The organism is Streptomyces sp. NPDC050997 (assembly GCF_040660135.1).
Classification (GTDB): Bacteria; Actinomycetota; Actinomycetes; order Streptomycetales; family Streptomycetaceae; genus Streptomyces.
On record NZ_JBFAGK010000001.1, the window covers coordinates 414,618 to 440,608 of the forward strand.

Sequence of the window (25,991 nt, forward strand, 5' to 3'; positions counted from 1 at the left end):
TCAGGCGCCCTTCGCGTCGATCGCGGCTTGGAGGGACTCCTTGTAGCCCTCGGTGGTGATCGTCGCCCCGGACACCGTGTCGATGTCCGCGCTCTGCACCTCCAGCGTCTGCGCGATCAGCTTCGGCACGGCCGCCGTGGTCTGCGGGTGGTTCGGCTGCTGAAGCATGCGCACCGAGCCGATCCGGTCGCCCGCGAAGGTCACCTCGACCTGGACGGGACCCTTCTCCGTGTTCACCGTCGTACCGGAGACGACCTCGTTCGAGGAGGCCGCCGAGGCTGAGGCGGAGGCGGAGGGCGAGGCGGACGCGGCGGTCGCGTTCTTGTCGATCGCGGCTTGGAGGGACTCCTTGTAGCCCTCGGTGGTGATCGTCGCCCCGGACACCGTGTCGATGTCCGCGCTCTGCACCTCCAGCGTCTGCGCGATCAGCTTCGGCACGGCCGCCGTGGTCTGCGGGTGGTTCGGCTGCTGGAGCATCTTCACGGCGGTGATCTTCTCGCCGTCGAAGGTCACCTGGACCTCGACGGGCCCCTTCTCCGTGTTCACCGTCGTGCCCGTGACGACCTGGGAGGAGGAGCCGCCGGAGGAGGACGCGGACGGGGCCGGTGCGGCGACCTCGGTGGTGGACGAGGGGGCGGTCGAGGGTTCGTAGCGCCAGACCGGGATCAGGCCGGCGACGCTCAGGACCAGGATGGGTATCGCTCGTTTCACGGTCTCTTCCTCATCCCGCCAGGCTGAAGCGTTCGAAGTGGATCTGCGGCTTGGGCACGTCCAGCTCGCGCAGGCTGCCCAGCACCGCGTTCATCATGGGCGGCGGTCCGCACAGGAAGACGTCCCGGTCGGCGATGTCCGGCACCAGTCGCGCCAGCTCGTCCGGCGCCAGCCGGTCGGGGACCGGCGGCCCGGTCACCAGGTGGAGTTCCGCTCCCTTGGCGAGCGCGAGGTCGCGCAACTCGTCGTAGAGGACCGCGTCCCGGTCGGTGGCGACCCGGTAGATGACCACCGCGTGGCCCTCCAGCTCCTCCAGGAGGGCCCGGATGGGGGTGACGCCGACGCCGCCGGCGATGAGCACAGCCTCCGGCCGGGTGCGGTGCAGCGCGGTGAAGGCACCGTAGGGGCCCTCGGCGAAGACGCGGGTGCCGACCTTGACGTGCCGCAGGGCGGCGCTGCCGTCGCCCGCCGCCTTGGCGGTCAGCCGCAGGGTGCGGCCGTCCGGGGCGGCCGACAGGGAGAACGGGTTGGCCTGCCACCAGCGGTCGCGGGTCATGAAGCGCCACAGGAAGAACTGGCCGGCGCGGGCGGGCATCCGGTCGAGGTCGCGGCCGCTCATGTAGATCGAGACGACGTTGTCGGCCTCCGGGACGACGGCCGTGACCCGCAGCTGGTGGCGCCAGTTCCGCCACAGCGGCAGGACCAGCCGGCCCAGGGCCACCGAGCCGAGGGCGACGCCCCACACGCCGTACCAGTACGCGGTGGCGGCGTCCGACGCGGTGAAGGTCGTCCCGACCGCGACCTGGTGAGTGAAGGCGAGCACCACGGCGACGTACGTGTAGAGGTGGATGAAGTGCCACGTCTCGTAGGCCAGCCGGCGTCGGGCGTAACGGGCCGAGACGGCGCCCACGACGAGGATGATGGAGAACGCGACGACCGCGCGCAGCACGCCCTCGACGGTCTCGGCGAGGTCGACGATCTGCTCGACGGGGTCCATGGAGGACGACTCGGCGTAGCCGAAGGTGATGAAGACGGCGTGCGCGAGCAGCGTCCACAGGAGGCCGAAGCCGGTCCAGCGGTGCCAGGAGGTCAGCCGGTCCATGCCGATGCGGCGGTCGAGCCAGGGCAGCCGGGCCACCAGCAGCAGTTGGAAGGCCATCAGGAGAGCGCCGTACAGACCGGCCAGCCGGCCCAGCACGATGAGGGTGTTCGAGGCGAAGCCCGCCTGGGTGAAGAAGAAGGTCACCACGGCCAGGTTCGCGGCCAGGACGGCGTACAGGCCCGTGCGGGCCACCACCCTCGGGCGTATCGCCGTGGGGGGCGCGGGGGGTGATTGGACGGTCGTCACGGACAGAGCTCCTTGATCCGGGTCCGGGATACCGAGCTTCTCCGGCGGGAGCTGTCGAAATGCTGTCGTACAACTTTCAAGAGGTTATCGATGTGGCCACGGCGGGGGGCCAGCTCTGGCTTCGCCCGCCGAGTGAAGCACTATGAGCAGGTGGAAAAAGTACGACTCCTCGTCGTGGACGACGACCCGCCGATCGCCGATCTCGTCGCGACGGTCGCCCGCTACGAGGGCTGGGACGCGGTCACCGCGAACTCGGGTGAGGAAGCGCTGAACCGCGCCGCCGAGTTCCGTCCCGACATCGTGGTGCTCGACCTGATGCTGCCGGACATCGACGGCTTCGGCGTGCTGGACCGGCTGCGCCGCTCCGGCACCATGGTGCCAGTGGTGTTCCTCACCGCGCGCGATGCCGTCGCCGATCGGGTGGCGGGGCTGACCCGGGGCGGGGACGACTACCTGGTCAAGCCGTTCGCGGTGGAGGAGCTGATGGCCCGGCTGCGGACCGTGCTGCGGCGCAGCGCCGGGCCCGGGTTCCAGCGGTCCGTCCTCCAGGTGGCGGACCTGACGATGGACGAGGACACCCGCGAGGTGCGGCGCGGCGAACAGCTGCTCACGCTCACCCCGACGGAGTACGAGGTGCTGCGCTATCTGATGCGCAAGTCACCGACCGTGCTGACCAAGGCGCAGATCCTGGACCACGTGTGGGAGTACGGCTTCGGCGGCCGGTCCAATGTCGTGGAGCTGGTGGTCAGCCGGCTGCGCCGCAAGCTGGACGGGCCCGCCGACGGCCGGGCGCCGCTGATCCACACCGTCCGGGGCTTCGGCTACGTGGTCCGGCAGGCGGCGGAGTGAGGGGCGCTTTCCGGCGCTTCCGCCAGACCTACCGCAGGCTGCGCCTGGGCACCCGGCTGGCGCTGGGCCTGGGCGCGCTGTCCCTGCTGGTGTTCGCCGTCGTGGGCTCGGCGCTGACGATGTACATGCGCGACTACCTGGAGCACCAGCTGGGCTACCAGCTGAAGGTCGTCCAGACCGTGCAGACCAAGGACGCCGAGGCCAACGGGAGGGTGACGCAGAAGCCGTACTGGGGCTGGTTCACCGCGGTGTACGACGTGTCGGGCGACTCGGCCGCGCTGCGCCGGCCCGCCGACATCCCGCACGACATCCGCCCGTTGACCACGCTGGCCGAGAACATGGCGCACTCCGACACCGAGCTGATGCGCACCGTGCGGCTCGACGGGGAGGGCCTCTACCGGCTGCGGGCCTGCGAGGTGGAGCCCGGGGTGGTGCTGGTCAGCGCCGCTCCCATGGATGACATCGAGGACACCGTGGACCGGCTGGTCACCGTGCAGGTGATCGCGTTCGCGCTCGCGGTGCTGGCGCTGGTGGTGTTCGGCCGGAAGATGCTGCGGCGCGGCCTGCAACCGCTCAGCGACATGGCGCACACGGCCCACGGCATCGCCTCGCACGACCTGAGCGAGTCGGCGTCCCGGCTGCCGCTGCGCGCGGACGGCCGGGACGGCGGCCCGGAGGTGCACGAGCTGCGCACGGCGTTCAACACGATGCTGGAGCACATCGACGACTCCCTCGCGGTCCGCGCCGAGGCCGAGCAGCGGCTGCGCCGCTTCGTCGCGGACGCCTCGCACGAGCTGCGTACCCCCCTGATGTCGGTACGGGGCTACGCGGACCTCTTCCAGTACGCCGCCGCCAACGCCCCCGAGGAACGGGACCGGCACCTGGCCCGGCTGCGCGCCGAGGCGGCCCGGATGGGCGTGCTCCTGGACGATCTGCTGCTCCTCGCCCGGCTGGACGCGGCCGAGGTGGAGACACCGCTGCGCCCGGTGGAGGCGGACCTGGTGGAGCTGGTCGACCACGCGGCCGACGCGTTCCGCGCGAGTCACCCGGAGCATCCGCTGACCGTGACGCCCGGCCCCGGGGAACTGACGCTGCGTCTGGACCCGCAGCGCATCCGCCAGGTCCTGGACAACCTGCTGACCAACGCGGCCGTGCACACCCCGGCGGGCACGGAGGTGACCGTGGGGGTGTCCGTCGAGTCCGGCCGGGCGCTGGTGCGGGTCGCGGACGCGGGCCCCGGCATTCCGGCCGCCGACCGCGAGCGGGTCTTCGACCGCTTCTACCGCGTCGACAAGGCCCGCAGCCGCGACCGCGGCGGCAGCGGCCTGGGTCTCGCGGTGGCCAGCTCCCTGGTGCGGGCGCACGGCGGCTCGATCGAGCTGAGCGGCGAGAGCGGCTCGACGGTGTTCACGGTGACGCTGCCGCCGAGCCCGGCGAGTCTTACGAAGCCGTGACGTACCGGGCGCGGCCCCCTCGTCCGGGCCGCCCACACCCCTAGCGTGGCCGCATGCGAGTACTGGTCACCGGCGGTGCCGGGTTCATCGGGTCCCATGTCGTCGAGGCGCTGGCGGCCCACGGGCACGAGCCCGTCCCCTACGACGTCCGCGCCGACCCCGCGTCGGACGTACGGGACCCCTACGCGGTCGGCCGGGCCCTGGCGGGCGTCGACGCGGTGTGCCACCAGGCGGCGATGGTGGGTCTCGGGGCCGGATTCTCGGACGCGGCCGAGTACGTCTCCCGCAACGACCTCGGTACCGCCGTGCTGCTCACCGCTATGGCCGAGGCGGGCGTACGACGTCTCGTGCTGGCCGGGTCGATGGTCGTGTACGGCGAGGGCCGGTACGCCTGCGAACAGCACGGGGTGGTCCGGCCGGGACCACGTGCCGTCGCCGACCTGGACGGGGGACGCTTCGAGCCCGTCTGCCCCCGCTGCGAGGCGGAGCTGGCGCCCGGACTGGTCGCCGAGGACGCCCCGGTGGATCCGCGCAACGTCTACGCGACCACCAAGCTGACCCAGGAGCATCTGGCGGCGTCCTGGGCGCGGGCCACCGGCGGGTCGGTGGTGTCGCTGCGGTATCACAACGTGTACGGGCCGGGCATGCCGCGCGACACCCCCTACGCGGGGGTGGCCTCCTTCTTCCGCTCGGCGCTCGCCCGCGGTGAGGCCCCCCGGGTCTACGAGGACGGCCGTCAGCGCCGGGACTTCGTGCACGTGCGGGACGTGGCCGCTGCCAACGTGGCGGCGCTGGAGGCGAGTTCGCCCGCGGGCGCGCTCACCGCGTACAACACCGGCAGCGGTGAACCGCACACGGTCGGCGAGATGGCCCGGGCGCTGGCGGCCGCGTACGGCGGCCCCGAGCCGGTCGTCACCGGGGAGTACCGGCTGGGCGACGTACGGCACATCACGGCGGACTCGGCGCGGCTGCGGGCGGAGTTGGGGTGGAAGGCGGGGGTGGGGTTCGAGGAGGGGATGCGGGAGTTCGCGCGGGCATCGCTGGGCGGGGAGTGATCTCTCAGGCCCCGCCATACAGGGAGTCTCCCCTCAGGCCGCGCCGTACCGCACAGGCGGGGCCGCCCCTCAGCCCTCGCCATACCGCACAGGCGGGGCCGCCCCTCAGCCCTCGCCATACCGCACAGGCGGGGCCGCCCCTCAGCCCTCGCCATACCGCACAGGCGGGGCCGCCCCTCAGCCCTCGGCGGCCGGCAGCGTCACCTCGAACCGGCATCCACCGGTCACGTTGCGTACGGTGGCCCGCCCCTGGTGGGCCTCCACGATGCCGCGCACGATGGCGAGGCCGAGGCCCGCCCCGGCGGGCGGGGTCCGGGCGTGCGTGCCGCGCCACCCGGTGTCGAAGACCCGCGGCAGGTCCTCTTCGGGAATCCCGCCGCAGCTGTCGGTGACGGACAGGACGACCCCGTCCGGTCCGCGCTCGGCGGCGACCGCGACGGTGCCGTCAGCCGGGGTCCGGCGGATGGCGTTCACCAGCAGGTTGCCCAGCACCCGGCTCATCTCCTTACCGTCCACCTCGACCGGCAGCTGCTCGACCCGGTCGCCGACCAGCCGTACGCCGTGCTCGCGCGCCAGCGGGTCGGCGCCCGCCAGCGCGTCGCCGACGAGGTCGAACACGGAGATGCGGCTCGGGCTCAGCGCCAGCGCGCCCGCGTGGATGCGGGAGAGCTCGAAGAGGTCGCCGACCATGCCGTTGAGGCGCTCCACCTCGGTGCGGATCTGCCTGAGGTAGCGGTCGGGGTCGGCGGCGACGCCGTCCTCCAGCGCCTCGGACATCGCGCGCAGACCGGCGAGGGGGGTGCGCAGGTCGTGCGAGATCCAGGCGACGAGTTCACGCCGGGAGGTCTCCAGGGCGCGTTCGCGTTCCCGGGACTCGGCGAGCCGGGCGCTGGTGTCCTCCAACGCGCGGCCGAGTGCGGCGAGTTCGGCGGTGGCGGGGCCGTCGGGAGAGGTGAAGTCGCCGCCGTCGCCGAAGGAGCGGGCGGCGAGCGCGAAGGCCCGGTTGCGGCCGACGACCCAGCGGCCGAGCAGCAGGGCGGTGGCGAGGGACACCACGGCGGCCATGGCGACGACGGTGGTGACGACCTTCAGGTCGTGCGCGGACAGGAACATCGCCTGCGCGACGGCGAGGGTGCCCGCGAACATCGCGGTGACGGCGACGGCGGCGACCACGGCGAGATGCGTGACGACCGAGCGGCGCCGGATGAGCAGGACGACGCCCGCGCCGAGCACACCGACCGCGGCGGCGCCGAGGAAGGCGAACAGGAGGATGAGGAGGGTGTCACGCATGACTGTCATCCCTCGTGATCGGCGGTGTCGAAGCGGTATCCGACGCCCCACACGGTCTGGATCAGACGGGGCCGGGCCGGGTCGTCCTCGACCTTCCCGCGCAGCCGCCGGACATGGACGGTCACGGTCGACAGGTCGCCGAAGTCCCAGCCCCACACCTCGCGCATCAGGTCCTCGCGGCCGAAGACCCGGCCGGGATGCCGGAGAAGGAAGGCGAGGAGGTCGAACTCCCTTATGGTCAGGGCGAGTTCGGTGCCGTTCTTGGTGGCGCGACGGGCCGCCGGGTCCAGGGTGAGTCCGCCCGCGCGGAGGGTGGCCGAGGGCTCGGCGGGGAGCGTGCGGCGCAGTACGGACTCGACGCGCAGGACGAGTTCACGGGGGCTGAAGGGCTTGGTGACGTAGTCGTCGGCGCCGACCTCCAGGCCGAGGATGCGGTCGTCCTCGTCGCCGCGCGCGGTGAGCATGATGACCGGGACGGGCCCGCGCCCACGCATCCGGCGGCACACCTCCAGGCCGTCCATGCCGGGCAGCATCAGGTCGAGGACGATGAGGTCCGGCCAGTGCGCGGCGGCCCGGGCGAGCGCGTCCGGGCCGTCCCCGGCGCGGTCCACGACGTATCCGGCCCGGTCGAGGTACCCGGTGACGACCTCGGCGACGGTGGGGTCGTCGTCCACGACGAGGACCCGCGCCCCGGCCTGTGTGTTCGGCTGCTGCTGCTCCATGCCGCCAGCCTCGCACCGTATGCGCCGAAGTGCGGTCCGCGGCTCCCGACGTCCGCGTTCCGTAAGGAGCCGGAGTCCGATTTGCCGGTTTCACGCTCGTAGGGTGAGAGCCGTGACGACCTCTTGTGAACCTGTCCCGGACCCGGTGTCCGTGGATGTCGTACTCCCCTGTCTCGACGAGGCCGAGGCGCTGCCCCGGGTGCTGGAACGCATCCCGCCCGGCTGGCGCGCGCTGGTCGTGGACAACGGCTCCACGGACGGTTCCGCCGGCATCGCCCACGCCCTCGGCGCGACCGTCGTACGCGAGGAGCGCCGCGGTTTCGGCGCCGCCTGCCACGCGGGCCTGACCGCCGCCACCGCCGACATCGTCTGCTTCTGCGACTGCGACGCCTCGCTCGACCCGGCCGACCTGGTGCCGTTCGTGCGCGAGATCGTGGCCGGCGAGGCGGACCTCGTTCTCGGCCGGCGCCGCCCGCAGACCCGCGGGGCCTGGCCGCTGCACGCCCGCACCGGCAACCTCGCCCTCTCCCGGCTGCTGCGCCGCCGCACCGGACTGCGGCTGCGTGACCTCGGCCCGCTGCGCGCCGCCCGCCGTGAACCGCTGCTCGCACTCGAACTCACGGACCGGCGCAGCGGTTATCCGCTGCAGATGGTGGTGCGCGCCGCCGACGCGGGCTGGCGGATCGCCGAGCACGACGTGCCGTACCGCCCGCGCGCCGGCGTCTCCAAGGTGACGGGCACCTGGCGCGGCACCTGGCAGGCGGTGCGGGACATGAGCCGAGTGCTGGCCGAACCCGGGGCCGCCGCGGAGAAACCCGGGACCACCGCCGAGAAGGAAGTGCGCGCGTGACCTCCTCGACCACACTCCTCGTCATCGCCAAGGAGCCCCGCCCCGGCCGGGTGAAGACCAGGCTGACGCCGCCCTTCACTCCCGGGGAGGCCGCCGCGCTCGCGGCGGCCTCACTGGCGGACACCCTGGACACGGTGGCTCGAACGCCCGCGCGTCGCCGGATCCTGGTCCTGGAGGGCGAGCCCGGCCCCTGGCTGCCCGCCGGCTTCGAGGTCGTACAGCAGTGCGCGGGCGGCCTCGACGAACGGCTGGCCGCCGCCTTCGCGGGCTGCGACGGCCCCGCCCTCCTCATCGGCATGGACACACCCCAGGTCACCCCGGAGCTGCTCACCGTGGACTTCGCGGACTGCGACGCGTACTTCGGGCCCGCCGAGGACGGCGGCTTCTGGGCACTCGGCCTGGCCGCCCCCGACCCCGCGCTGCTGCGGGGCGTGCCGATGTCGACGCCCTCGACGGGGGCCCTGCAGCGGGCGCGGCTCACCGGACTGCGGGTGCGGGAGCTGCCGCGACTGCGGGACGTGGACACGGCGCACGACGCGGAGGTGGTCGCCCGGACCGCGCCCGGCGGCCGGTTCGCCGCGGCGCTGGCCCGGCTCGGCGCGGCCGGGGCCCGATGAGCACGGTACGGATAGGGCGGCAGCGGACGCCCGTCGCCGACGAGCACCCGCTCGTCGGCGACGGGGAACCCTGGTCGGCGGACCCCTACTCCGACGCCGTGCGCTCCGGTCGCGGCCCCCTCTTCCTGCGCCGCTCCGACGGCTGGCTGCTCCCGCTGGACGTGGAGCGCTGGTGCGCGGACGCCGACGCGGCCGACCTGGAGGTGCTGCGGCGCTGCGAGGGCGCGGTTCTCGACGTGGGCTGCGGGCCCGGGCGGCTGGTCGCGGCCCTGGGCGCGCGGGGGCGTCGGGTGCTCGGCATCGACGTCAGCGAGGCGGCTGTGACAAGGACGGGCGAGCTCGGCGGACCGGCGCTGCGGCGCTCGGTCTTCGAGCCACTGCCCGGCGAGGGCGGCTGGGGCACCGCGCTCCTGATCGACGGCAATGTGGGCATCGGCGGCGAGCCACCGGAACTCCTCGCCCGGATGTCCGAACTCCTGCTCCCCGGCGGCCTGTTGATCGTCGAGACCGTGCCGGAGCTGGACCTCGACGAACGTGTGCTGGTCCATGTCACCGACGCCCGGGGCACGATGGGCCGCCCGTTCCCCTGGGCGCGCCTCGGCACACCGGCCCTGCTGCGGCACGCGGACCGCGAGGGCTGGTGTGCCACGGGTCAGTGGGCGGCCGGCGGGCGCTGCTTCGTCGCCCTGCGCAGCCGCAGGACGAACAGCAGCGCCGAGCCGCCGAACAGCGCGGCCGTCAGCAGCAGCCAGCGGGCCAGGAAGCCGTCCGGGGACAGGCCGGTGGCGGAGGCGTAACGCCCCGCCACCCGCCCGCTGATGAGCGGGAACCAGACCAGCAGGAGCAGGGCGGAGAGGGCGGCCGGTACACGGACGTATCCGATCCGGTCCCTTCTCCTGCCCGCGGCCTTCACCAGGGCCCGGTCGAGCCCGGCGTACAGCGGCACCAGCACCAGGTCGTGGAGGAGGGCCGCGCCCACGAACCACAGCGCGACCCCGAACCAGTCCCCGTCGAGGAGCCGTACGCCCGCATATCCCGCGAGGGCGAACGAGCAGGCGAGCAGCAGGAGTTGAAGGGGGCTGCCGACGGGGATCCCGGGTCGCTTCACAGCTTTTCTCCGAACGTCAGCCGGGCCACCCACTTGGTGTTGAGCACACCGGGCGCCGCGGGCACGATGACCCGCGCCGGATGGCCGTGGTCGGGGGTCAGGTCCTCGCCGTTGACGAACAGGGCGAGCAGCGAGCGCGGGTCGGCGACCTGGTTCGCGCGCAGGGCGGCCCGCCGGAAGGCGCCGTGCCGTTGCAGCGACTCCACGAGGACGTCGGGCGGATCCTCGTACCCGACGAGGGCGGCGAGGTCCCGTAGCCGCACGCCGCGCCACCACTGGTCGGAGGTCGACCAGCCCTCCACGCAGGCGATGGGCAGGGCGGCGCTGTGCAGCGGGAGCCGGGCCAGTTCGGAGCGGCTGAGCCGGACGGTTCCGGTGCGTCCGGTGACGACCAGCCGCCACGCCTCCTCAGCGGTCTGAGCCGCGTCGATCCCGGCGTACGCGGCCGTCTTGTTGATCTGGAAGCCGCCGGGTCCGGTGCCCGGCTCGGCGCCGCCGTGCGGGGCGAGCAGCGCGGTCCGGCGCAACGGCCCGTCGACGTTCTGCCCGGCCGTGGTGGCGAAGAGCAGCAGCGACCCGCCGCCGACCAGCCCGAGGGCGCCGCGCCGGGACACGGTGGGCCGCGCGGGGTCCGGGGAGACCAACTCGCTCGGTGACCGCGACTCGGCTCGCTCTTCCCGCGGTCGGCGCAGATTGCGCAGGGCTGCCGGTGTCCTCAGCACGGCGTGCACGACGAACGCGGAGAAGAACACCCAGGCGCCGTAGAAGTGCAGCGGGTAGAAGGAGCCCGGGAATAGGTAGTCCAGCTGGACGTTGAGCACGCCGGTCACGAACTCGAACAGCGCGCCGCCGACCAGGAGCAGCAGCGAGACGCGTTCCAGGGCGTGCGCGAGGGAGCGCGCGGGCGGCAGCGTGAACAGCTTCGGCACGACCGACCACAGTTTGGCCAGCAGGACCGGGATCAGGGTGACGCCGAGGGTGACGTGGACGCCCTGGTTGAGCCGGTACAGCCAGTGCGGGTCGGTCGGCCACGAGAAGAGATAGAAACCGAGGATCCCCTTGTCCGGGGTCTTGTCGTTCACCGGCGACAGGTCCGGGTTGTAGGCGGCGTACGACAGCAGCCCGGTCAGGAACAGCACGGTGATCCCGACGAGCAGCACGACGCCGAGTACCGAGGTGAACCAGGGACCGCGCAACGGGCTGCGCCAGAACGAGGGCGAGAAGGGAGTGCGTGCCATGCCCCGAACGTAGGCCCGCCACGCCCCCGCGACCGGCTCGCGAACGATGACGAAACTCTGACGTCCGCGCCTGTCAGCCGTCCGGCGCAGGCCCGGCGACCTAGCGTTTGCGCGTGCACCGTGATCTGAGACGTGACCTGTACGCGGCCCTGGCCGCCGCCCTGCTGGTGGCGGCCGCCGCCGTCGTCGGCAACGCGATCCAGCATCGCGACGGCACCCTCCGCGTCGGCCGGCCGCCCCTGCTGGCGACCTGGGACCCGCATCTCGGCCCCGGCACCCCGGCCGCGCTCGCGGCGGCGGCCCTTGTGGTGGCGTACGGCCCCGCCCTGGCCGCCCGGCTGCCCTGGCGGGCGCTGCTGCTCGTCACCTGGGCGGCCGGCCTGGCCTGGACGTGGTCCCTGGCCCTCGTGGACGGCTGGCACCGGGGCGTCGCCGAGCAGTTGACCACCGGGAGCGAGTACCTCCGGGTCGTCGACCGCTTCCACGACATCCCGGCCACGCTGGCGGACTTCACCCGGCACATCCTGATCGACTCCCCCGACAACTGGCCCGCCCACGTGGCCGGACATCCCCCGGCGGCCACCGTCACGTTCGTGCTCCTCGACCGGGTCGGACTGGGCGGCGGGGGCTGGGCCGGCGCCTTCTGCATCACCGTCGGCACGACAGCGGCACTCGCGGTCCTGGTGACCGTGCGGGCCCTCACCGACGAGTCGCTGGCCCGCCGTGCCGCTCCCTTCCTGGTCCTGGCCCCGGCGGCGGTGTGGGTGGGCACGTCCGCCGACGGCTACTTCGCGGCGGTCGCGGCCTGGGCGGTCGCCTTCCTGGCACTGGCGGTGACGGGACACCGACCGGCGTGGACGGGCCTGGCCTCGGGACTGCTGTTCGGGCTGACCCTGTATCTGTCGTACGGCCTGACGCTCTACGCCGTCATCGCGGGCGCCGTGCTGCTGCTGGGCCGCCACCGCGTCCGCCCCCTGCCGTTCCTGCTGCTCGGACTGCTGGTCGTGCCGGTGGTGTTCACCGTCGCCGGGTTCGACTGGTGGGAGGCGTACCGGCTGCTGACGCGCCGCTACCACCAGGGGGCGGGCGGGGTCCGGCCCTACGGCTACTGGGTGTGGGCGAACCTGGCCTGCACGGCGCTCATCGTGGGGCCGGCGACGGTGGCGGGCCTGCGCCGCACGGGAGCGGCGCTCGCTCTCAGGGCCCTTCTGGTGGATCTCCGTGGGAGAAGGAGCGGCGTTCGGTGCGTGCGATCGGCGTGCGGCGTGGAGGGTCATGTGGCGGAGCCACCTGGCCCTTCGCGCCGTGCGGTTGAGGGTCCCCCCACGCCCTTGGGCAGTGGGGGAGGGCGTGCCGGGCGTCGCGACGCCGCGGAGATCCACCAGAAGGGCCCTGAGCGCTTCGGGCTCCCCGACGTCCGCCTCGGCGTGCTCGTGTCGTCCGCGCTGATCGCCCTGCTCGTCGCCGACCTGTCCGGCATGAGCAAGGCGGAGACGGAACGCATCTGGCTGCCGTTCGCGGTGTGGCTGCTGCCGGCGTGCGCGTGGCTGACGGGGGCGCGGGGGTGGCTGGTGGGGCAGGCGGTGCTGGCGCTGCTGCTCAACCATCTGCTGCTGACCGGGTGGTGACGGGGCGGACATCGCCTGCCACGGCACTGGCCGTCCCGCTCGTTCTGGCACCACCCGAGCGGGCCGCGCGGCGAGGTGGCCGGCCGTGCCGTGCGCCGCGCCGTGGGCCGTGCCGTGCGTCGGCGTCCGGTATTCGGCTGACATTGCGCTGACGCCGACCAGGGCCCCGTCGGCGAATTACGCTCCCATCCGCCCGCGCCGGCATCGACACGCACTGTTTACCAAGTCCGGCCGCGCAGTCGGTCGTGTTTCGCGAGCGTGATCAACGGGTGAATTCACCGGGTGCTTTGATGGGCTTGGACCGCTGTGGTCCGAATGGCGGGACCTCTGAAGGAAATTGGCCGGGTTTTCGGCTGTTTGGCCGGACCGGGCCGGGCTGGCCGAAACGGGCCCATGCCCCACCTCGGCGGGGAGGCGTTATTGACCGGCGGGTAACCAAGGGCTAGCTTTCAATCTCCTCTCCACGCGGGTTATTCGCGGCACACCCTGAATAAGGGTGTGCTTTTGCGAACCAATTCGCCGCTCTGTAGGCCGTGCCACCCCCCACCGTGCTGTTTCACCGTTTATTCGGAGAACCATGACGTCTGCCGTGCGCGCCGAAGACTTGATCATAGGAATCACCCCCTTCCGTGAACCGGACGCCAGGCTCGCCGCCGCCGTCAGCCGGGCCGGCGGACTCGGGGTGCTCGACCTCGGAGCGGGTGACCGAAGAGCCAGAGAGGCTCTGGAGCGCCTGCGCCGCTGGGCGCCGGGCCCGTTCGGGATACGGGTCGCGGCCCACTGCCGGATGGATCCCGAGGGCCTCACGGGAGCCGGGGCCACGGACGAGGAGGCGTCGCCCTCGCACCTCCACACCGTCGTCCTCGGCACCGACTCGCCCTGGCGGATCGGCGAAGTCCCTGCGGAATACCGCGTGTTGGCGGAGGTCACCCATCTTGGCGAGGCCCTGGACGCGGTCCGGGCCGGCGCGCGGGGGCTGATCGCCCGCGGCGGCGAGGGCGGTGGCCGGGTCGGTGAGCTGAGCACCTTCGTGCTGTTGCAACAGCTGCTCGCCGAGCCGGGGGTGGACGTGCCGGTGTGGGCCCGCGGCGGCATCGGTCCGCGCACGGCGGCCGCCGCGGTGGCGGGCGGGGCGGCCGGTGTCGTCCTGGACAGCCAGTTGGCGCTGCTGAAGGAGTCGGGGCTGCCGGAGGCGGCGGCCGCGGCGCTGCGTTCCATGGACGGCTCCGAGACCACGCTGGTGGCCGGTCACCGGGTGCTGCGCCGCCGGGGGCCGGACGCACCCCCGGTGACCTCCGACGACCCCGTGCACGTGGCCGGCCTGCTCGGTGCCCAGGATCCCCGCACCCAACTGCTGCCGGTGGGCCAGGACGGCTTCCTCGCCGCCCGCTTCGCCGAGCGGCACGGCGACACGGGCACCGTGGTGCGCGCGCTGACCGCCGCCATCAGGGACGCCGTACGGGACGACGGGCCCGCCGCCGCGCTGCGCCCCGGGTCCCCGATGAGCCGGGCGCTGGGCACCCGGCTCCCCGTCGCCCAGGGGCCGATGACCCGGGTCAGTGACCAGGCGCGGTTCGCCGCCGCCGTCGCCGCCGAGGGCGGACTGCCGTTCGTCGCGCTGGCCCTCGCGTCCGGGGGGCGGACACGTGCGGTGCTGGAGGAGACCCGGGCCGCCGTGCCCGACCGTCCGTGGGGTGTCGGCGTGCTGGGCTTCGCCCCCGAGGAGACCAGGAACGCCCAGCTCGACGCCGTACGGGAGCTGCGGCCCACGCACGCGATCATCGCGGGCGGGCGGCCCTCCCAGGCCGAGACGCTGGAGCGGGCCGGGATCAGCACCTTCCTGCACGTGCCCTCGCCGGGGCTGCTGCGGCAGTTCCTGGAGTCGGGGGTGCGCCGGTTCGTGTTCGAGGGCTCCGAGTGCGGCGGCCATGTCGGACCCCGGGCCAGTTTTCCGCTCTGGGAAGCTCAACTCGCCGTTTTGGACGACTACTTGGACAGCGTGGATCCCAGCGCGGCCGAGTCCGTCGAGGTGTTCTTCGCGGGCGGCGTCCACGACGAGCGGTCGGCGGCGATGGTGGCCGCGCTCGCCGCGCCGCTCACCGCACGGGGTGCGGCCGTCGGTGTGCTGATGGGCACCGCCTATCTGTTCACCGAGGAGGCGGTGTCCCGCGGCGCGGTCCGGCCGCTGTTCCAGCGGCAGGTCGTGAACGCCACCGGCACCGCCCTGCTGGAGACCGCCCCCGGCCACGCCACCCGCTGCGTGCCCAGCCCGTTCAGCGACGACTACCGACACTTCGAGGCCGGTCTGCGTGCGGAGGGTGTCCCCGACCGGCAGATCTGGGAGCGGCTGGAGCGGCTCAATGTCGGCCGGCTGCGGATCGCCAGCAAGGGCGTCCAGCGGGACGCCGAAGGAACGCTGGCCCCGGTCGACGAGGAACGCCAGCTCGCCGAGGGGATGTTCATGGCCGGGGAGGTGGCCGTCCTGCGGTCGGCGACCACCACCGTCGGCGCCCTGCACCGCTCGGTGACGGACGGGGCCGTCGGCTTCTTCACCGACCGCACGCGTGAACTCGTCGGTCTGCGCGAGGACTTGGCGCCCGACACCGCACCCGCGCCGCTCGACGTCGCGGTCGTCGGCATGGCCTGCATGTTCCCCGAGGCTCCCGACCTCGCCACCTTCTGGGCGAACGTCCTCGGTGGGCACGACGCGGTCGGCGAGGTCCCCGTCGACCGTTGGGACCCGGCCGTGCACTGGTCCGAGGACGGGACCGGCTCCACACCGTCGAAGTGGGGCGGCTTCCTGCCGCGCGTTCCCTTCGACCCGCTGCGCTACGGCATCCCGCCGGCCTCCCTCGGCAGCATCGAGCCGGTGCAGCTGCTGGCCCTCGAAGCCGCCCGGCGGGCGCTGGAGGACGCCGGATACGGCGACCGGGGGCGGGAGTTCGACCGCTCGCGCACCTCCGTGGTCTTCGGCGCCGAGGCGGGCAGCGACCTGTCCAACGCCGCCACCCTGAGGGCCGTACTGCCGTCGTACCACGGCAAGGTCCCCGACTCGCTCGCGGAGCAGCTGCCGCGGCTCACCGAGGACTCCTTCCCCGGCATGCTGGCCAACGTAATCTCCGGCCGGATCGCCAACCGTCTCGACCTGGGCGGTGCCAACTACACCGTCGACGCGGCCTGCGCGTCCTCGCTCGCCGCCGTCGACGTGGCCTGCAAGGAACTCGTCGGCGGCACCAGCGACGTGGTCCTGTGCGGCGGCGCCGACCTGCACAACGGCATCAACGACTACGTCCTGTTCTCCTCGGTGCACGCCCTCTCCCCCACCGGCCGCTCCCGGGCCTTCGACAGCTCCGCCGACGGCATCGCGCTGGGCGAGGGTGTCGCCTGTGTCGTCCTCAAGCGGCTCGCGGACGCCGAACGCGACGGTGATCGGATCTACGGCGTCATCAAGGGCGTCGGCAGTTCCAGCGACGGCCGCTCCCTGGGCCTGACCGCGCCCCGGCCCGAGGGGCAGCGGGCCGCACTGTCGCGGGCGTACCGCAACGCGGGTCTGTCGCCGGCCGAGGTCGGTCTGGTCGAGGCGCACGGCACCGGGACCGTCGTCGGCGACCGCACCGAACTGTCCGTTCTCAGCGAGGTGTTCACCGAGTCCGGGGCGGCGGCGGGCGGTTGTGCGCTCGGGTCGGTCAAGTCGCAGATCGGGCACACCAAGTGCGCGGCCGGGCTCGCCGGCCTGATCAAGACCGTGCTGTCCCTGTACACCGGGATCAAGCCGCCCACCCTGCACATGGAGCGGCCCAACTCCGCCTGGCAGGAGGACAGCAGCCCGTTCGTCTTCCACACCCGGGCCCGGCCGTGGGCGGCTCCGGCCGGCGAACGGATCGCGGGACTGAGCGCGTTCGGGTTCGGCGGCACCAACTTCCACGCGGTGCTCCGCGCCCACGGCGGCACCGCACCGCCCGCCCACGCCCTGGACGCCTGGCCCGCCGAGCTGTTCACGTTCCGGGGAGCGGACCTGGCGGCGGCCCGGCGTGCCGTCGAGGACGTGCTCACCGCCGCCGAGTCCGCCGGATCGGACGGCTCCCTGCCCTGGCGCCTGCGCGACCTCGCGCTCGCCGCGTCCCGCCGGTCGGACGCCCGACCGGAGCCGGTGCGGATCGCGGTCGTCGCCACGAGCGTGGCGGGACTGACCCGGCAGCTGCGGCAGGCGCTGGCGGGGGAGCACGATCCCCTCGCCGGGGTCCACCTGGCGACGCACCCTGAGGAGGGCAAGGTGGCCTTCCTCTTCCCCGGCCAGGGCAGTCAGCGGCCCGGAATGCTCGCGGAGGTGTTCGTCGCCTTCCCCGAGCTCCAGCACTATCTGCACCTCGGCCGCGAGCACGCCGCCGCGCTGTACCCGCCGACCGCGTTCGACGAGGCCGCGCGGGAGCGGCAGCGGGCCGGCCTCACGGACACCCGGGTCGCCCAGCCGGCGCTGGGCATCACCTCGCTGGCCGCGCACGCCCTGCTCACCGCGGCAGGCGTACGGCCCGACATGGCGGCCGGACACAGTTACGGCGAGTTGGCGGCCCTGTGCGCGGCGGGCGCAATCGGCCCCCGGACCCTACTGGAGCTGAGCACCGAACGTGCCCTCGCGATCCTCGCGGCCACCGGCGAGGACGACCCCGGAACCATGGCCGCGGTGTCGGCCCGCGGCGCGGACGTCGAGCGGGCCCTGCGTGAGGGCGACGCACCCGGCTCGGTGGTCCTCGCCAACCACAACGCGCCCGAGCAGACCGTGATCTCCGGGCCGACCGAGGCCGTCGACACCGCCGTACGCCTGCTGCGCGCCGCCGGGTTCGGCGCCCAGCGGATCCCCGTGGCCTGCGCGTTCCACAGCCCGCTGGTCGCGGGCGCGGGCGAGCGGTTCGCCGGGGCGCTCAAGGACAGGCCCGTGCGCCCACCGGAGTTCCCGGTGTTCGCCAACCGCACCGCCGCGCCCTACGGCGACGACGCCGACGCGGTCCGCGCGGAACTCGCCGCCCAGATCGGCGCGCCCGTCCGCTTCGTGGCGCAGATCGAGGCGATGTACGAGGCCGGCGCGAGGATCTTCGTCGAGGCGGGCCCGGGGAGCGTGCTGACCCGGCTGGTCGCGAAGATCCTCGGTGACCGCCCGCACCGGACCGTGGCCTGTGACCCGCGCCCGGACAGCGGGCTCGGCGGCTGGCTGGACGCCCTGGCCCAACTGGCCGTCGCGGGGCTGCCGGTCCGTACCGGATGGCTGTTCCAGGGGCGCGACGCCGTCGACGCGGTCCGCACCCCCGCGCCCCGGCGGCCCGGCTGGACGGTCGACGGCCAGCTCGTGCGGACCGCCACCGGCGAACTCCTCCCCGGTGCGCTCGCACCGGCCCGACGCGTTGTGGAGACGACTGTGACCACGAACCAGCCGGGCGGTGCGCCGGCCGACCGGGACGAACTGATCGCCGATTTCCTGCGCACCAGCCGGGAGATGGTGGCCGCGCAGCGGGACGTGTTGCTGACGTACCTCGGCGCGACGCCGGAACAGCAGTGGGCGCCGACCGCACCGGTGGCCGCCGTCCCGCTGGCGTCGGCTCCCGCCATCGCCGTCGAGGCTCCCGCGGCGGTCCCCCCACCGGTGTCAGAACCCTCGGTCGGCGCGGTCACGGAGGCGGACGTCCTCCAGGTCGTCCTGGAGATCATCAGCGAGCGCACCGGCTACCCCGTCGACATGATCGAACCCGATCTCGACCTGGAGGCGGACCTCAGCGTCGACTCCATCAAGCGGGCCGAGATCGCGGGCGAACTGGCGCGTCGGCTGGGCGCCCGCGGCGGGGTGGACATCGCCTCGCTGGGCGACGCGGAGCTGGAGGATCTGGCGAAGGCCCGTACGGCGGCGGCGGTCACCGGCTGGCTGACCGCGCGGCTGGGGGCGCCCGCGACCGCTCCCGAGCAGGTGAGCCGACAGGTGCCCTCGGACATGGCTGCGGCCTCGGACGTGACGCCGGCCCCCCTGGTGACCGGCGAGGCACCGAAGCGCTTCCAGTTGCGGACCGTGCTCCTGCCGCACCAGGACGGTGACGGGGCGACGGACCCGTCCGACGTCCTGACCGGCAGGCGGTTCGTCCTGCTCGGTGACGACGACGGCGCGGCGACGGCCCACGAGGTCACGGCCCGGCTCACCTCGTACGGCGCCGAGGCGGTGACCCGCCCCGCCGACCATCTGCTGACCGAGGCGGACGGCCCGGTGGACGGCGTGCTCTGGCTCGACCCCCTCGCCACCGCCCGGCCGCCGGTGCTGCCCGGGGCGTTCCCGGTCGTCCGGGCGGCCCTGGAGCGCGGCCCACGCCGGCTGCTCGCCGTCCGCCCCGCCGCCGACGGCAGCACGCACCCGCGCTCGGCCGGGCTGCACGGCCTGTTCCGGACGGTCGCCCGCGAGTACCCGGACACGGTGGCCCGGATCGTCGACCTCGATGACACCGCACCCGCCTCCATCGCCGACGCGCTGATCGCCGAACTGACCGTCCCCGACTCCGACTCCGCCCCGGTGGTGCTGCGTACGGCGTCCGGCCGCCATGGCCTCGGGATGACCGAGGCGCCGCTCGGGGCCCTCGCCACCAGCGGTGCAGGACCGGCCGGAGACGGAGCCGCCGAGGCCGAAGCCGTCGGTCTTGACCGGGACTCGGTGGTGCTGCTGGTCGGCGGTGCCCGGGGCATCACCGCGAGGTTCGCTCGCGTGCTGGCGTCGGCATCACGGTGCCGGATCGAACTGCTGGGCAGGACGCCCGCGCCGGCCGGCCCCGAAGATGCGACGACCGCCGCCGCCCGCACGGCGGCCGACCTGCGCGCGGTCCTCGCCGCGCAGGGCGGCCGCACGCCCGCCGAGGTGAACCGCGGCGCCGAACTCCTGCTGGCCCAGCGGGAGATCACCACGACCCTGGCGGAACTCGCCGCACTCGGCAGCCCGGCCCGCTACCGCGCCGTCGACTTCCGCGAACCCGACGGCGCGCTCCAGGCCGTGAAGGAGATCCACGCCGAGCACGGCCGCATCGACGGGGTGGTCTACGCGGCCGGGGTGATCGAGGACCGGCTGATCGGCGAGAAGAGCGCCGAGTCCTTCGAGCGGGTCTACGGCACGAAGACCGAGGGCGCCGAGACGCTGCTGGCCGCGCTGGAGGAACTTCCGGGCGGGCCGTCGTTCGCCGTCCTGTTCGGCAGCGTCTCCGCCGTCCTCGGCAACCGCGGCCAGGTGGACTACGCCGCCGCCAACGACGCCCTGGAGAGCCTCGGCACCGCCTGGAGCGCCCGCACCGGCCGCCGTGCGCTGACCGTGCACTGGGGGCCGTGGGCGCCCGCCGCGGGCGGGATGGTGACCCCCGAGCTCGGCCGCGAGTACGCCCGGCGCGGGATCGCCCTGATCGACCCGGAGGAGGGGACCGCGGCCCTGCTGCGCGAACTCGCCTGGGGCGACGAGTCGGACCGGGCCGTCGTCTACACCGCGTCGGGCTGGTGACATGAGACAGCCCCCGCACGCCACGGCGATCGTGGGGATGGCGGTGCTGTTGCCCGGCGCCGCCGACCTCGACGCCTACTGGCGCAATCTGCTGGACGGCAAGGACGCCATCACCGACGTACCCGAAGGGCGGTGGGACGCGGACTACTACCGGCCACAGTCCGCGGCCGGCCCGGCCACCGCCGCCCAGGTGTACTGCCGGCGCGGCGGGTTCGTGGACGCGCTGGCGGAGGTCGAGGTCACCCGGTTCGGCATCATGCCGACCTCGGTGGCCGGTACCGAGCCCGACCAGCTCATCGCCCTGGAGGTGGCCGCTCGGGCTCTCGCCGACGCGGGCGGCGAGGACCGCCTGCCCGACCGGCACCGCGTCGGAGTCGTCCTCGGCCGGGGCGGCTACCTCACCCCCGGTCTGGTCCGGCTCGACCAGCGCGTCCGTACGGCGGGACAACTCGTCCGCACACTGGGCGAGTTGCTGCCCGACCTCACCCCCGGCCAACTCGACCGCGTACGGACGGCGTTCACCGACCGGCTCGGCCCCGAGAGCCCCGAGTCGGCCATCGGACTGGTGCCGAACCTCGCGGCCTCCCGGATCGCCAACCGCCTCGACCTGCGCGGACCCGCGTACACCGTGGACGCGGCCTGCGCGTCCTCGCTGGTCGCCGTCGACCATGCGGTGTCCGAACTCGCCGCCGGCCGCTGTGACCTGATGCTCGCCGGGGGCGTACACCACTGCCACGACATCACGCTGTGGAGCGTCTTCTCCCAACTGCGCGCGCTCTCCCCGAGCCAGCGCATCCGCCCCTTCCACCGGGGCGCCGACGGCATCCTGATCGGCGAGGGCACCGGGGTGGTCGTCCTGAAGCGGCTCGCCGACGCCGAACGCGACGGCGACCGTGTCTACGCCGTCATCCGGGGCACCGGGGTGGCGAGCGACGGGCGCGCCGCGAGTCTCGTGAACCCCGACTCGGCCGGCCAGACCCACGCCGTACGCCAGGCCTGGCGCGCCGCGGGGCTGGATCCGACCGCGCCCGGTTCGATCGGGCTCCTGGAGGCGCACGGCACCGCGACGCCCGCCGGTGACGCCGCCGAACTGGCAACGCTGGCCGAGGTGTTCGGGCCCGCCGGGTCGGCTCCCGACGGGCCCGCGGTGATCGGCTCCGTGAAGTCGATGATCGGCCACACCATGCCGGCCGCCGGTGTGGCGGGCCTGGTCAAAGCCGCGCTCGCCGTCCACCACGGCATGCTCCTGCCGACCCTCCACTGCGACGACCCGCACCCCGCACTGACGGCCACCCGTTTCCGCCCACTGGGGAAGGCGACGGCGTGGGAGACCTCGGCCGGGCAGCCGGTGCGACGGGCGGCCGTCAACGCGTTCGGGTTCGGCGGTATCAACGCGCATGTGGTGCTGGAGGAGGCTCCGGACTCGCGGCGAGGGGCGGCGGCCTCGGCCTCCGCGCCGACGTCACGGTTGGAGGCGGCGATCTCGGCCTCTGTGCCCGACACGCGGACGCGGACGGCAGGTTCGGCTTCCGCGCCCGACTCAGGACCGGGGCCCGCGGCTTCGACTTCCGCACCCGACACACGACTGCGGCCGGCAGGTTCGGCTCCCGCACCCGACACAGGACCGGGACCCGCGATCTCGGCCTCCGCACCCGACACACGACTGCGGCCGGCAGGTTCGGCTCCCGCACCCGACACAGGACCGGGGCCCGCGGCTTCGACTTCCGCACCCGAGGCGCGGCCGGGACCGCGGACGGGGCCGCGACCGCGGCCGACAAGTCCGGCTTCCGCCCACCCGCGGGCGTCGGTACCGGTCACCGAGCCGGAACTCATGCCGGGATCGATGAGCGTCACCGAGCCGGAACGCATGCCCGGATCGGCAACCGTCACCGAGCCGGAACGCATGCCCGCGTCGGCAACCGTCACCGAGCCGGAACGGGTGTTCGCGTTGGCCGCGGACGGTCCCGAGGCTCTCGCCACGCTGCTGGACGCCGACGACTCCGCCGTCCTGGCCTCGGGCCTCGACACCAACCACCCGCACCCGTCGGCGGGCCGGTCCCGGCTCGGGATCGTCGCCCCGACCGCGAAGCGGCTCGCGCTGGCCCGCCGGGCCGTCGCCAAGGGGCGTGTCTGGCAGGGCCGCGGAGACGTGTGGTTCACACCCCGCCCCCTGACCGGTGCCGGTTCCGGAAGCGGTCCCCCGACCGACCCCGGTTCCGGAAAGCTGGCCTTCGTCTTCCCCGGTCTCGAAGGGGACTTCGCGCCCCGGGTCGACGACGTGGCCACGCACTTCGGTCTGACTCCGGTCGCCTCCGCTGCCGGCGGGCATGTCGGGGACGTGGGCCGGCACGGCTTCGACGTCGTCGCCGTCGGGCGGCTCCTCGACGCCGCGATGCGCCGCATGGGTGTCGTCCCGGACGCGGTCGCCGGGCACAGTGTCGGCGAGTGGACGGCGATGGCGGCGGCCGGGGTGTACGCGGGCGACGAAGTCAGCGCGTTCATGGAGGCGTTCGACCCCGACACGCTGACCGTCCCGGGCCTGGCGTTCGCCGCGATCGGCGCGCCCGCCGCACGGGTGCTGGCCGCGCTCGACGACGGATGGTCCGCGTCCGGGGTCGTGCTCTCCCACGACAACGCGCCGAACCAGTCCATGGTGTGCGGGCCGGACCAGGCCGTGGACGGGCTCGTCCGGTCCTTCCGGGCGGAGGGCGTGCTCAGTCAGGTACTGCCGTTCCGGTCCGGATTCCACACGCCGATGCTGAAGCCCTACCTCGCGCCCATCGAGGAGGCGGCGCGTACGTTCCGGCTGCGGCCCCCGACCGTCCCGCTGTGGTCCGGGACGACCGCGTCGCCGTTCCCGGCGGACGAACGCGCGGTACGTGACCTGTTCGTCCGCCATCTGCTGGAGCCGGTGCGCTTCCGGCAGCTCGTCGAGTCCCTGTACGCCGCCGGCCACCGCGTCTTCGTACAGGTGGGCACCGGCCAACTCGGCTCCCTGATCGGCGACACGCTGAGCGGCCGCGACCACCTGGTCGTGCCCGCCAACTCCCCCCACCGCACCGGCCTCGCCCAACTCCTGCGCGTGGCGACGGCCCTGTGGACGGCGGGCCGCTCGACAGCCCCTGCACTGCCACCGCCGGCCCGTCCCCCAGGCACCCCACCATCCCCACGGTCCCCACGGCCCCCGCGCGGGAGCCTGCCGCCGGTCCGACTCGACCTGGGCGGGGCGCTGGTGTCACTGGAGAACCGCGCGCTCACGGAACTGCGTGCCGAGCTACGGGCCGGGAGCGCGGCGGGGCGCACCCCGCACCCGGCCCCCTCTCCGGCTCCGGCCACGGCTCCGGCCACGGCCGGGAACCCCTCGCCGAGCGTCACCACGTCATTGGAGGCCCTCGCCGCCCGCTCCCCCATGGCCGCCGAACTGTCCGCTCTCCTGCGGGACACCGCCGACACGGCTGCCGCCCTGATCACCGCGGGCGGCCACCGAACCGTCCCTGCCCCCGCGCCCGCCGACCCCCCGCTCCCCGCGCCCGCCGACCTCCCGCTCCCCGCGTCCCCTCCCCGGCCGCTTCCCACCGCTCCCCAACGCCCGGCCCGCACCGGCCTGTTGCCCACCGTTCCCCAGGCCCCCGCCCGCCCGGCCGACCGCCCCCGCCCCACCCCGGCCTCCGCAACACCCCGCACCCCCCGGCGGGAACACCGCACCACCCTCCACGTCTCCCCCGACACCATGCCGTACCTCCTCGACCACTGCTTCTTCCCGCAGCGCCCGGGCTGGCCCGACGTGGCCGACCGGTGGCCGGTGGTCCCGGCGACCACGATCGTGCGGCACATGATGGACGCGGCCGAGCAGACGGCCCCCGGGATGCGCGCGGTCGCCGTCCACCACGCCCGCTTCGACCAGTGGCTGACCGCGACCCCGCCCAGCGACACGGTGGTCACCGTGACCCCCGACGACACCGGCCGCCTCACGGTCACCGTCGGCTCCGGCGCCCGCGGCTCCGTGGAACTCGCCCCGCACTACCCGGCCGCACCCCCGCTCCGCCCGCACACCGGTCCCGAACGCGCCCCCGACCACACCGCGGCCCAGCTCTACGCCGAGCGCTGGATGTTCCACGGCCCGGCGTTCCAGGGCGTCACCGCTCTCACCGCCCTCGGCGACCACCACGTACGCGGCACCATCACCACACCCCCCGCACCCGGCGCCCTGCTGGACAACGTGGGCCAGCTCCTCGGCTACTGGATCATGGCGACCCGTACCGAGCGGACCGTCGTCTTCCCCGTCCAGATGCGGCGGCTGCGGTTCTTCGGACCGCACCCGCTGCCCGGCACCGAGGTGGAGTGCCTGGTCCGGATCTCCTCCCTCACCGACACCGTGCTGGAAGCGGACGTCCAACTGGCCGTCGACGGCACGGTGTGGGCGGAGCTCACCGGCTGGCAGGACCGTCGCTTCGACAACGACCCGAAGACCCGCCCCGTAGAGCGTTTCCCCGAACGCAACACGCTCTCCGAGACCCGACCCGGCGGCTGGTCCCTGCTGCACGAGCGGTGGCCGGACCTCGCCTCGCGCGAGCTGATCATGCGCAACTCGCTGAGCGGCGCGGAACGTTCGCAGTACGCGGAGCACACCCCGCGAGGCCGTCGGCAGTGGCTGCTCGGCCGGATCGCCGCCAAGGACGCGGTACGGCAGTGGCTGTGGGACCACGGCGAGGGCCCGGTGTTCCCGGCGGAGATCCGGGTGCACAACGAGGAGTCGGGCCGCCCCTACGTCACCGGACTGCACGGCCGGACCCTGCCCCCGTTGGATCTCTCGCTGGCCCACCGGGCCGAGGCCGCGGTCGCGATCGTACGACCGCACACGCCGGGCCCCGGCCCCGGCATCGACATCGAAGAGGTCGTCGCGCGGGACACGGCCACTCTCGCCACCGCTCTCGGAGCCGACGAACTCCGCCTCCTGCGCGCCCGGATCGCGCGCTCCGGTGAGTCCGAGGCCCTGTGGTTCACCCGCTTCTGGGCCGCCAAGGAGGCCGTCGCCAAGGCGGAGGGCAGCGGGTTCGGGGGCCGGCCACGGGACTTCCGGGTCCTCGAAGCGACCGAGGACCTGCTGCTGGTCTCGGGCCGTCTGGAACGCGCCTACGCCGTGCACTGCGCACCTGCCGCCAATCCCGCCGCCCTTCCGGACCGCACCTACGTGGTGGCCTGGACGGCGGGCCCCACGCACGAAGAGGAGAGCCACGACCGATGAACGCCCCCCGCCCCACCACGGCCCCGGACGAGGAGGCGGTCCTCTCCGACATCGCGGGCATGCTCGCGCGCCTCCTGGAGGACGAGTACGGCCTCGACGACGTCGAGATCGGCATGACGACGACCTTCAACCGCGACCTGGAACTGGAGAGCATCGACCTGGTGACGTTGGCCGGTCTGCTGGAGGAGCGGTACGGCAAGCGGGTCAACCTCGCCGAGTTCCTGGCGGACATGGATTTCGACGAGATCATCGAGCTCACGGTCGGCCGACTCGTCGAGTATGTCGTGCACAGTCTCAAGGCAACCGCGGCGAAGACCACCGGGGTGAAGGCCACTGAGGCGAAGGCCACTGAGGCGGCGGGCTGAC

Annotated in this window: 15 protein-coding genes and 1 pseudogene; 10 read left to right on the forward strand and 6 right to left on the reverse strand. The window is 73.9% G+C overall.

Features of this window, described 5'->3' with window-relative positions; translation table 11 throughout:
• The gene (locus tag AB0H86_RS01850; RefSeq protein ID WP_362431678.1) at positions 1-711 is read right to left on the reverse strand and encodes an FMN-binding protein; all 711 of its coding nucleotides are present in this window, start codon (positions 709-711) and stop codon (positions 1-3) included.
• Between the two features lie 10 nt (positions 712-721).
• Positions 722-2,059: a ferredoxin reductase family protein gene (locus AB0H86_RS01855; RefSeq protein WP_362431681.1), complete on the reverse strand. Its 1,338-nt coding sequence runs from the start codon at positions 2,057-2,059 to the stop codon at positions 722-724.
• Between the two features lie 174 nt (positions 2,060-2,233).
• Between AB0H86_RS01855 and AB0H86_RS01860 the strand changes: the two genes are divergently transcribed.
• From AB0H86_RS01860 to AB0H86_RS01870, 3 genes are read left to right on the forward strand one after another with little or no spacing between them, the layout of a single operon-like run.
• Positions 2,234-2,908 (forward strand): response regulator transcription factor, encoded by a 675-nt coding sequence (locus AB0H86_RS01860; protein ID WP_362432244.1) that lies wholly within the window; start codon positions 2,234-2,236, stop codon positions 2,906-2,908.
• Positions 2,905-4,362 (forward strand): HAMP domain-containing sensor histidine kinase, encoded by a 1,458-nt coding sequence (locus tag AB0H86_RS01865; RefSeq protein ID WP_362431684.1) that lies wholly within the window; start codon positions 2,905-2,907, stop codon positions 4,360-4,362. Before AB0H86_RS01860 ends, AB0H86_RS01865 begins: the two co-directional genes overlap by 4 nt.
• 53 nt (positions 4,363-4,415) lie before the next feature.
• Entirely contained in the window at positions 4,416-5,417 is a 1,002-nt protein-coding gene (locus tag AB0H86_RS01870) for an NAD-dependent epimerase/dehydratase family protein (RefSeq protein WP_362431686.1), read from the forward strand.
• A 177-nt stretch (positions 5,418-5,594) separates the two neighbouring features.
• Here AB0H86_RS01870 and AB0H86_RS01875 read toward each other — a convergent pair whose 3' ends face one another.
• Positions 5,595-6,707: a HAMP domain-containing sensor histidine kinase gene (locus AB0H86_RS01875; protein ID WP_362431689.1), complete on the reverse strand. Its 1,113-nt coding sequence runs from the start codon at positions 6,705-6,707 to the stop codon at positions 5,595-5,597.
• Positions 6,708-6,712: 5 nt separating this feature from the next.
• Positions 6,713-7,429: a response regulator transcription factor gene (locus tag AB0H86_RS01880; RefSeq protein WP_362431692.1), complete on the reverse strand. Its 717-nt coding sequence runs from the start codon at positions 7,427-7,429 to the stop codon at positions 6,713-6,715.
• A gap of 103 nt (positions 7,430-7,532) precedes the next feature.
• Here AB0H86_RS01880 and AB0H86_RS01885 point away from each other — a divergent pair, with 103 nt between their 5' ends.
• The 3 genes and pseudogenes from AB0H86_RS01885 to AB0H86_RS01895 all read left to right on the forward strand — a co-directional run.
• A complete protein-coding gene (locus AB0H86_RS01885; RefSeq protein ID WP_362431695.1) occupies positions 7,533-8,279 on the forward strand; it encodes a glycosyltransferase family 2 protein in 747 nt (248 codons plus the stop codon).
• Positions 8,276-8,896: a DUF2064 domain-containing protein gene (locus tag AB0H86_RS01890; protein WP_362431697.1), complete on the forward strand. Its 621-nt coding sequence runs from the start codon at positions 8,276-8,278 to the stop codon at positions 8,894-8,896. Before AB0H86_RS01885 ends, AB0H86_RS01890 begins: the two co-directional genes overlap by 4 nt.
• Positions 8,893-9,411 (forward strand): annotated as a pseudogene (locus tag AB0H86_RS01895) (methyltransferase domain-containing protein); the annotation flags it as partial. The gene AB0H86_RS01890 and the pseudogene AB0H86_RS01895, both read left to right, overlap by 4 nt.
• A 137-nt stretch (positions 9,412-9,548) precedes the next feature.
• Here AB0H86_RS01895 and AB0H86_RS01900 read toward each other — a convergent pair.
• Both AB0H86_RS01900 and AB0H86_RS01905 read right to left on the reverse strand, forming a co-directional pair.
• Positions 9,549-10,004, reverse strand: a complete 456-nt coding sequence (locus AB0H86_RS01900) for a hypothetical protein (protein WP_362431700.1) — start codon at positions 10,002-10,004, stop codon at positions 9,549-9,551.
• On the reverse strand, positions 10,001-11,242 hold the full coding sequence (locus AB0H86_RS01905; protein WP_362431702.1) for a molybdopterin-dependent oxidoreductase: 1,242 nt from the start codon (positions 11,240-11,242) through the stop codon (positions 10,001-10,003). Before AB0H86_RS01905 ends, AB0H86_RS01900 begins: the two co-directional genes overlap by 4 nt.
• Before the next feature lie 113 nt (positions 11,243-11,355).
• Here AB0H86_RS01905 and AB0H86_RS01910 point away from each other — a divergent pair, with 113 nt between their 5' ends.
• From AB0H86_RS01910 to AB0H86_RS01925, 4 genes are all read left to right on the forward strand, one after another.
• Positions 11,356-12,870, forward strand: a complete 1,515-nt coding sequence (locus AB0H86_RS01910; protein WP_362431705.1) for a hypothetical protein — start codon at positions 11,356-11,358, stop codon at positions 12,868-12,870.
• Between the two features lie 577 nt (positions 12,871-13,447).
• Entirely contained in the window at positions 13,448-20,380 is a 6,933-nt protein-coding gene (locus tag AB0H86_RS01915; protein WP_362431708.1) for an SDR family NAD(P)-dependent oxidoreductase, read from the forward strand.
• Position 20,381: 1 nt separating this feature from the next.
• A complete protein-coding gene (locus AB0H86_RS01920) occupies positions 20,382-25,625 on the forward strand; it encodes a beta-ketoacyl synthase N-terminal-like domain-containing protein (protein ID WP_362431711.1) in 5,244 nt (1,747 codons plus the stop codon).
• Positions 25,622-25,990 carry an acyl carrier protein gene (locus AB0H86_RS01925; protein ID WP_362431713.1) on the forward strand — a complete coding sequence of 123 codons (369 nt, stop codon included), beginning with the start codon at positions 25,622-25,624 and terminating at the stop codon, positions 25,988-25,990. Before AB0H86_RS01920 ends, AB0H86_RS01925 begins: the two co-directional genes overlap by 4 nt.
• The last annotated feature ends 1 nt before the right edge of the window (position 25,991 follow it).

What these genes read in the sequence shown, in the direction of transcription:
- AB0H86_RS01875 (WP_362431689.1), bottom strand. Translation starts at nt 6,707, where the DNA reads ATGCGTGACACCCTCCTCATCCTCCTGTTCGCCTTCCTCGGCGCCGCC.
- AB0H86_RS01905 (WP_362431702.1), bottom strand. Translation starts at nt 11,242, where the DNA reads ATGGCACGCACTCCCTTCTCGCCCTCGTTCTGGCGCAGCCCGTTGCGC.
- AB0H86_RS01915 (WP_362431708.1), top strand. Translation starts at nt 13,448, where the DNA reads ATGACGTCTGCCGTGCGCGCCGAAGACTTGATCATAGGAATCACCCCC.
- AB0H86_RS01920 (WP_362431711.1), top strand. Translation starts at nt 20,382, where the DNA reads ATGAGACAGCCCCCGCACGCCACGGCGATCGTGGGGATGGCGGTGCTG.
- AB0H86_RS01880 (WP_362431692.1), bottom strand. Translation starts at nt 7,429, where the DNA reads ATGGAGCAGCAGCAGCCGAACACACAGGCCGGGGCGCGGGTCCTCGTC.
- AB0H86_RS01925 (WP_362431713.1), top strand. Translation starts at nt 25,622, where the DNA reads ATGAACGCCCCCCGCCCCACCACGGCCCCGGACGAGGAGGCGGTCCTC.
- AB0H86_RS01870 (WP_362431686.1), top strand. Translation starts at nt 4,416, where the DNA reads ATGCGAGTACTGGTCACCGGCGGTGCCGGGTTCATCGGGTCCCATGTC.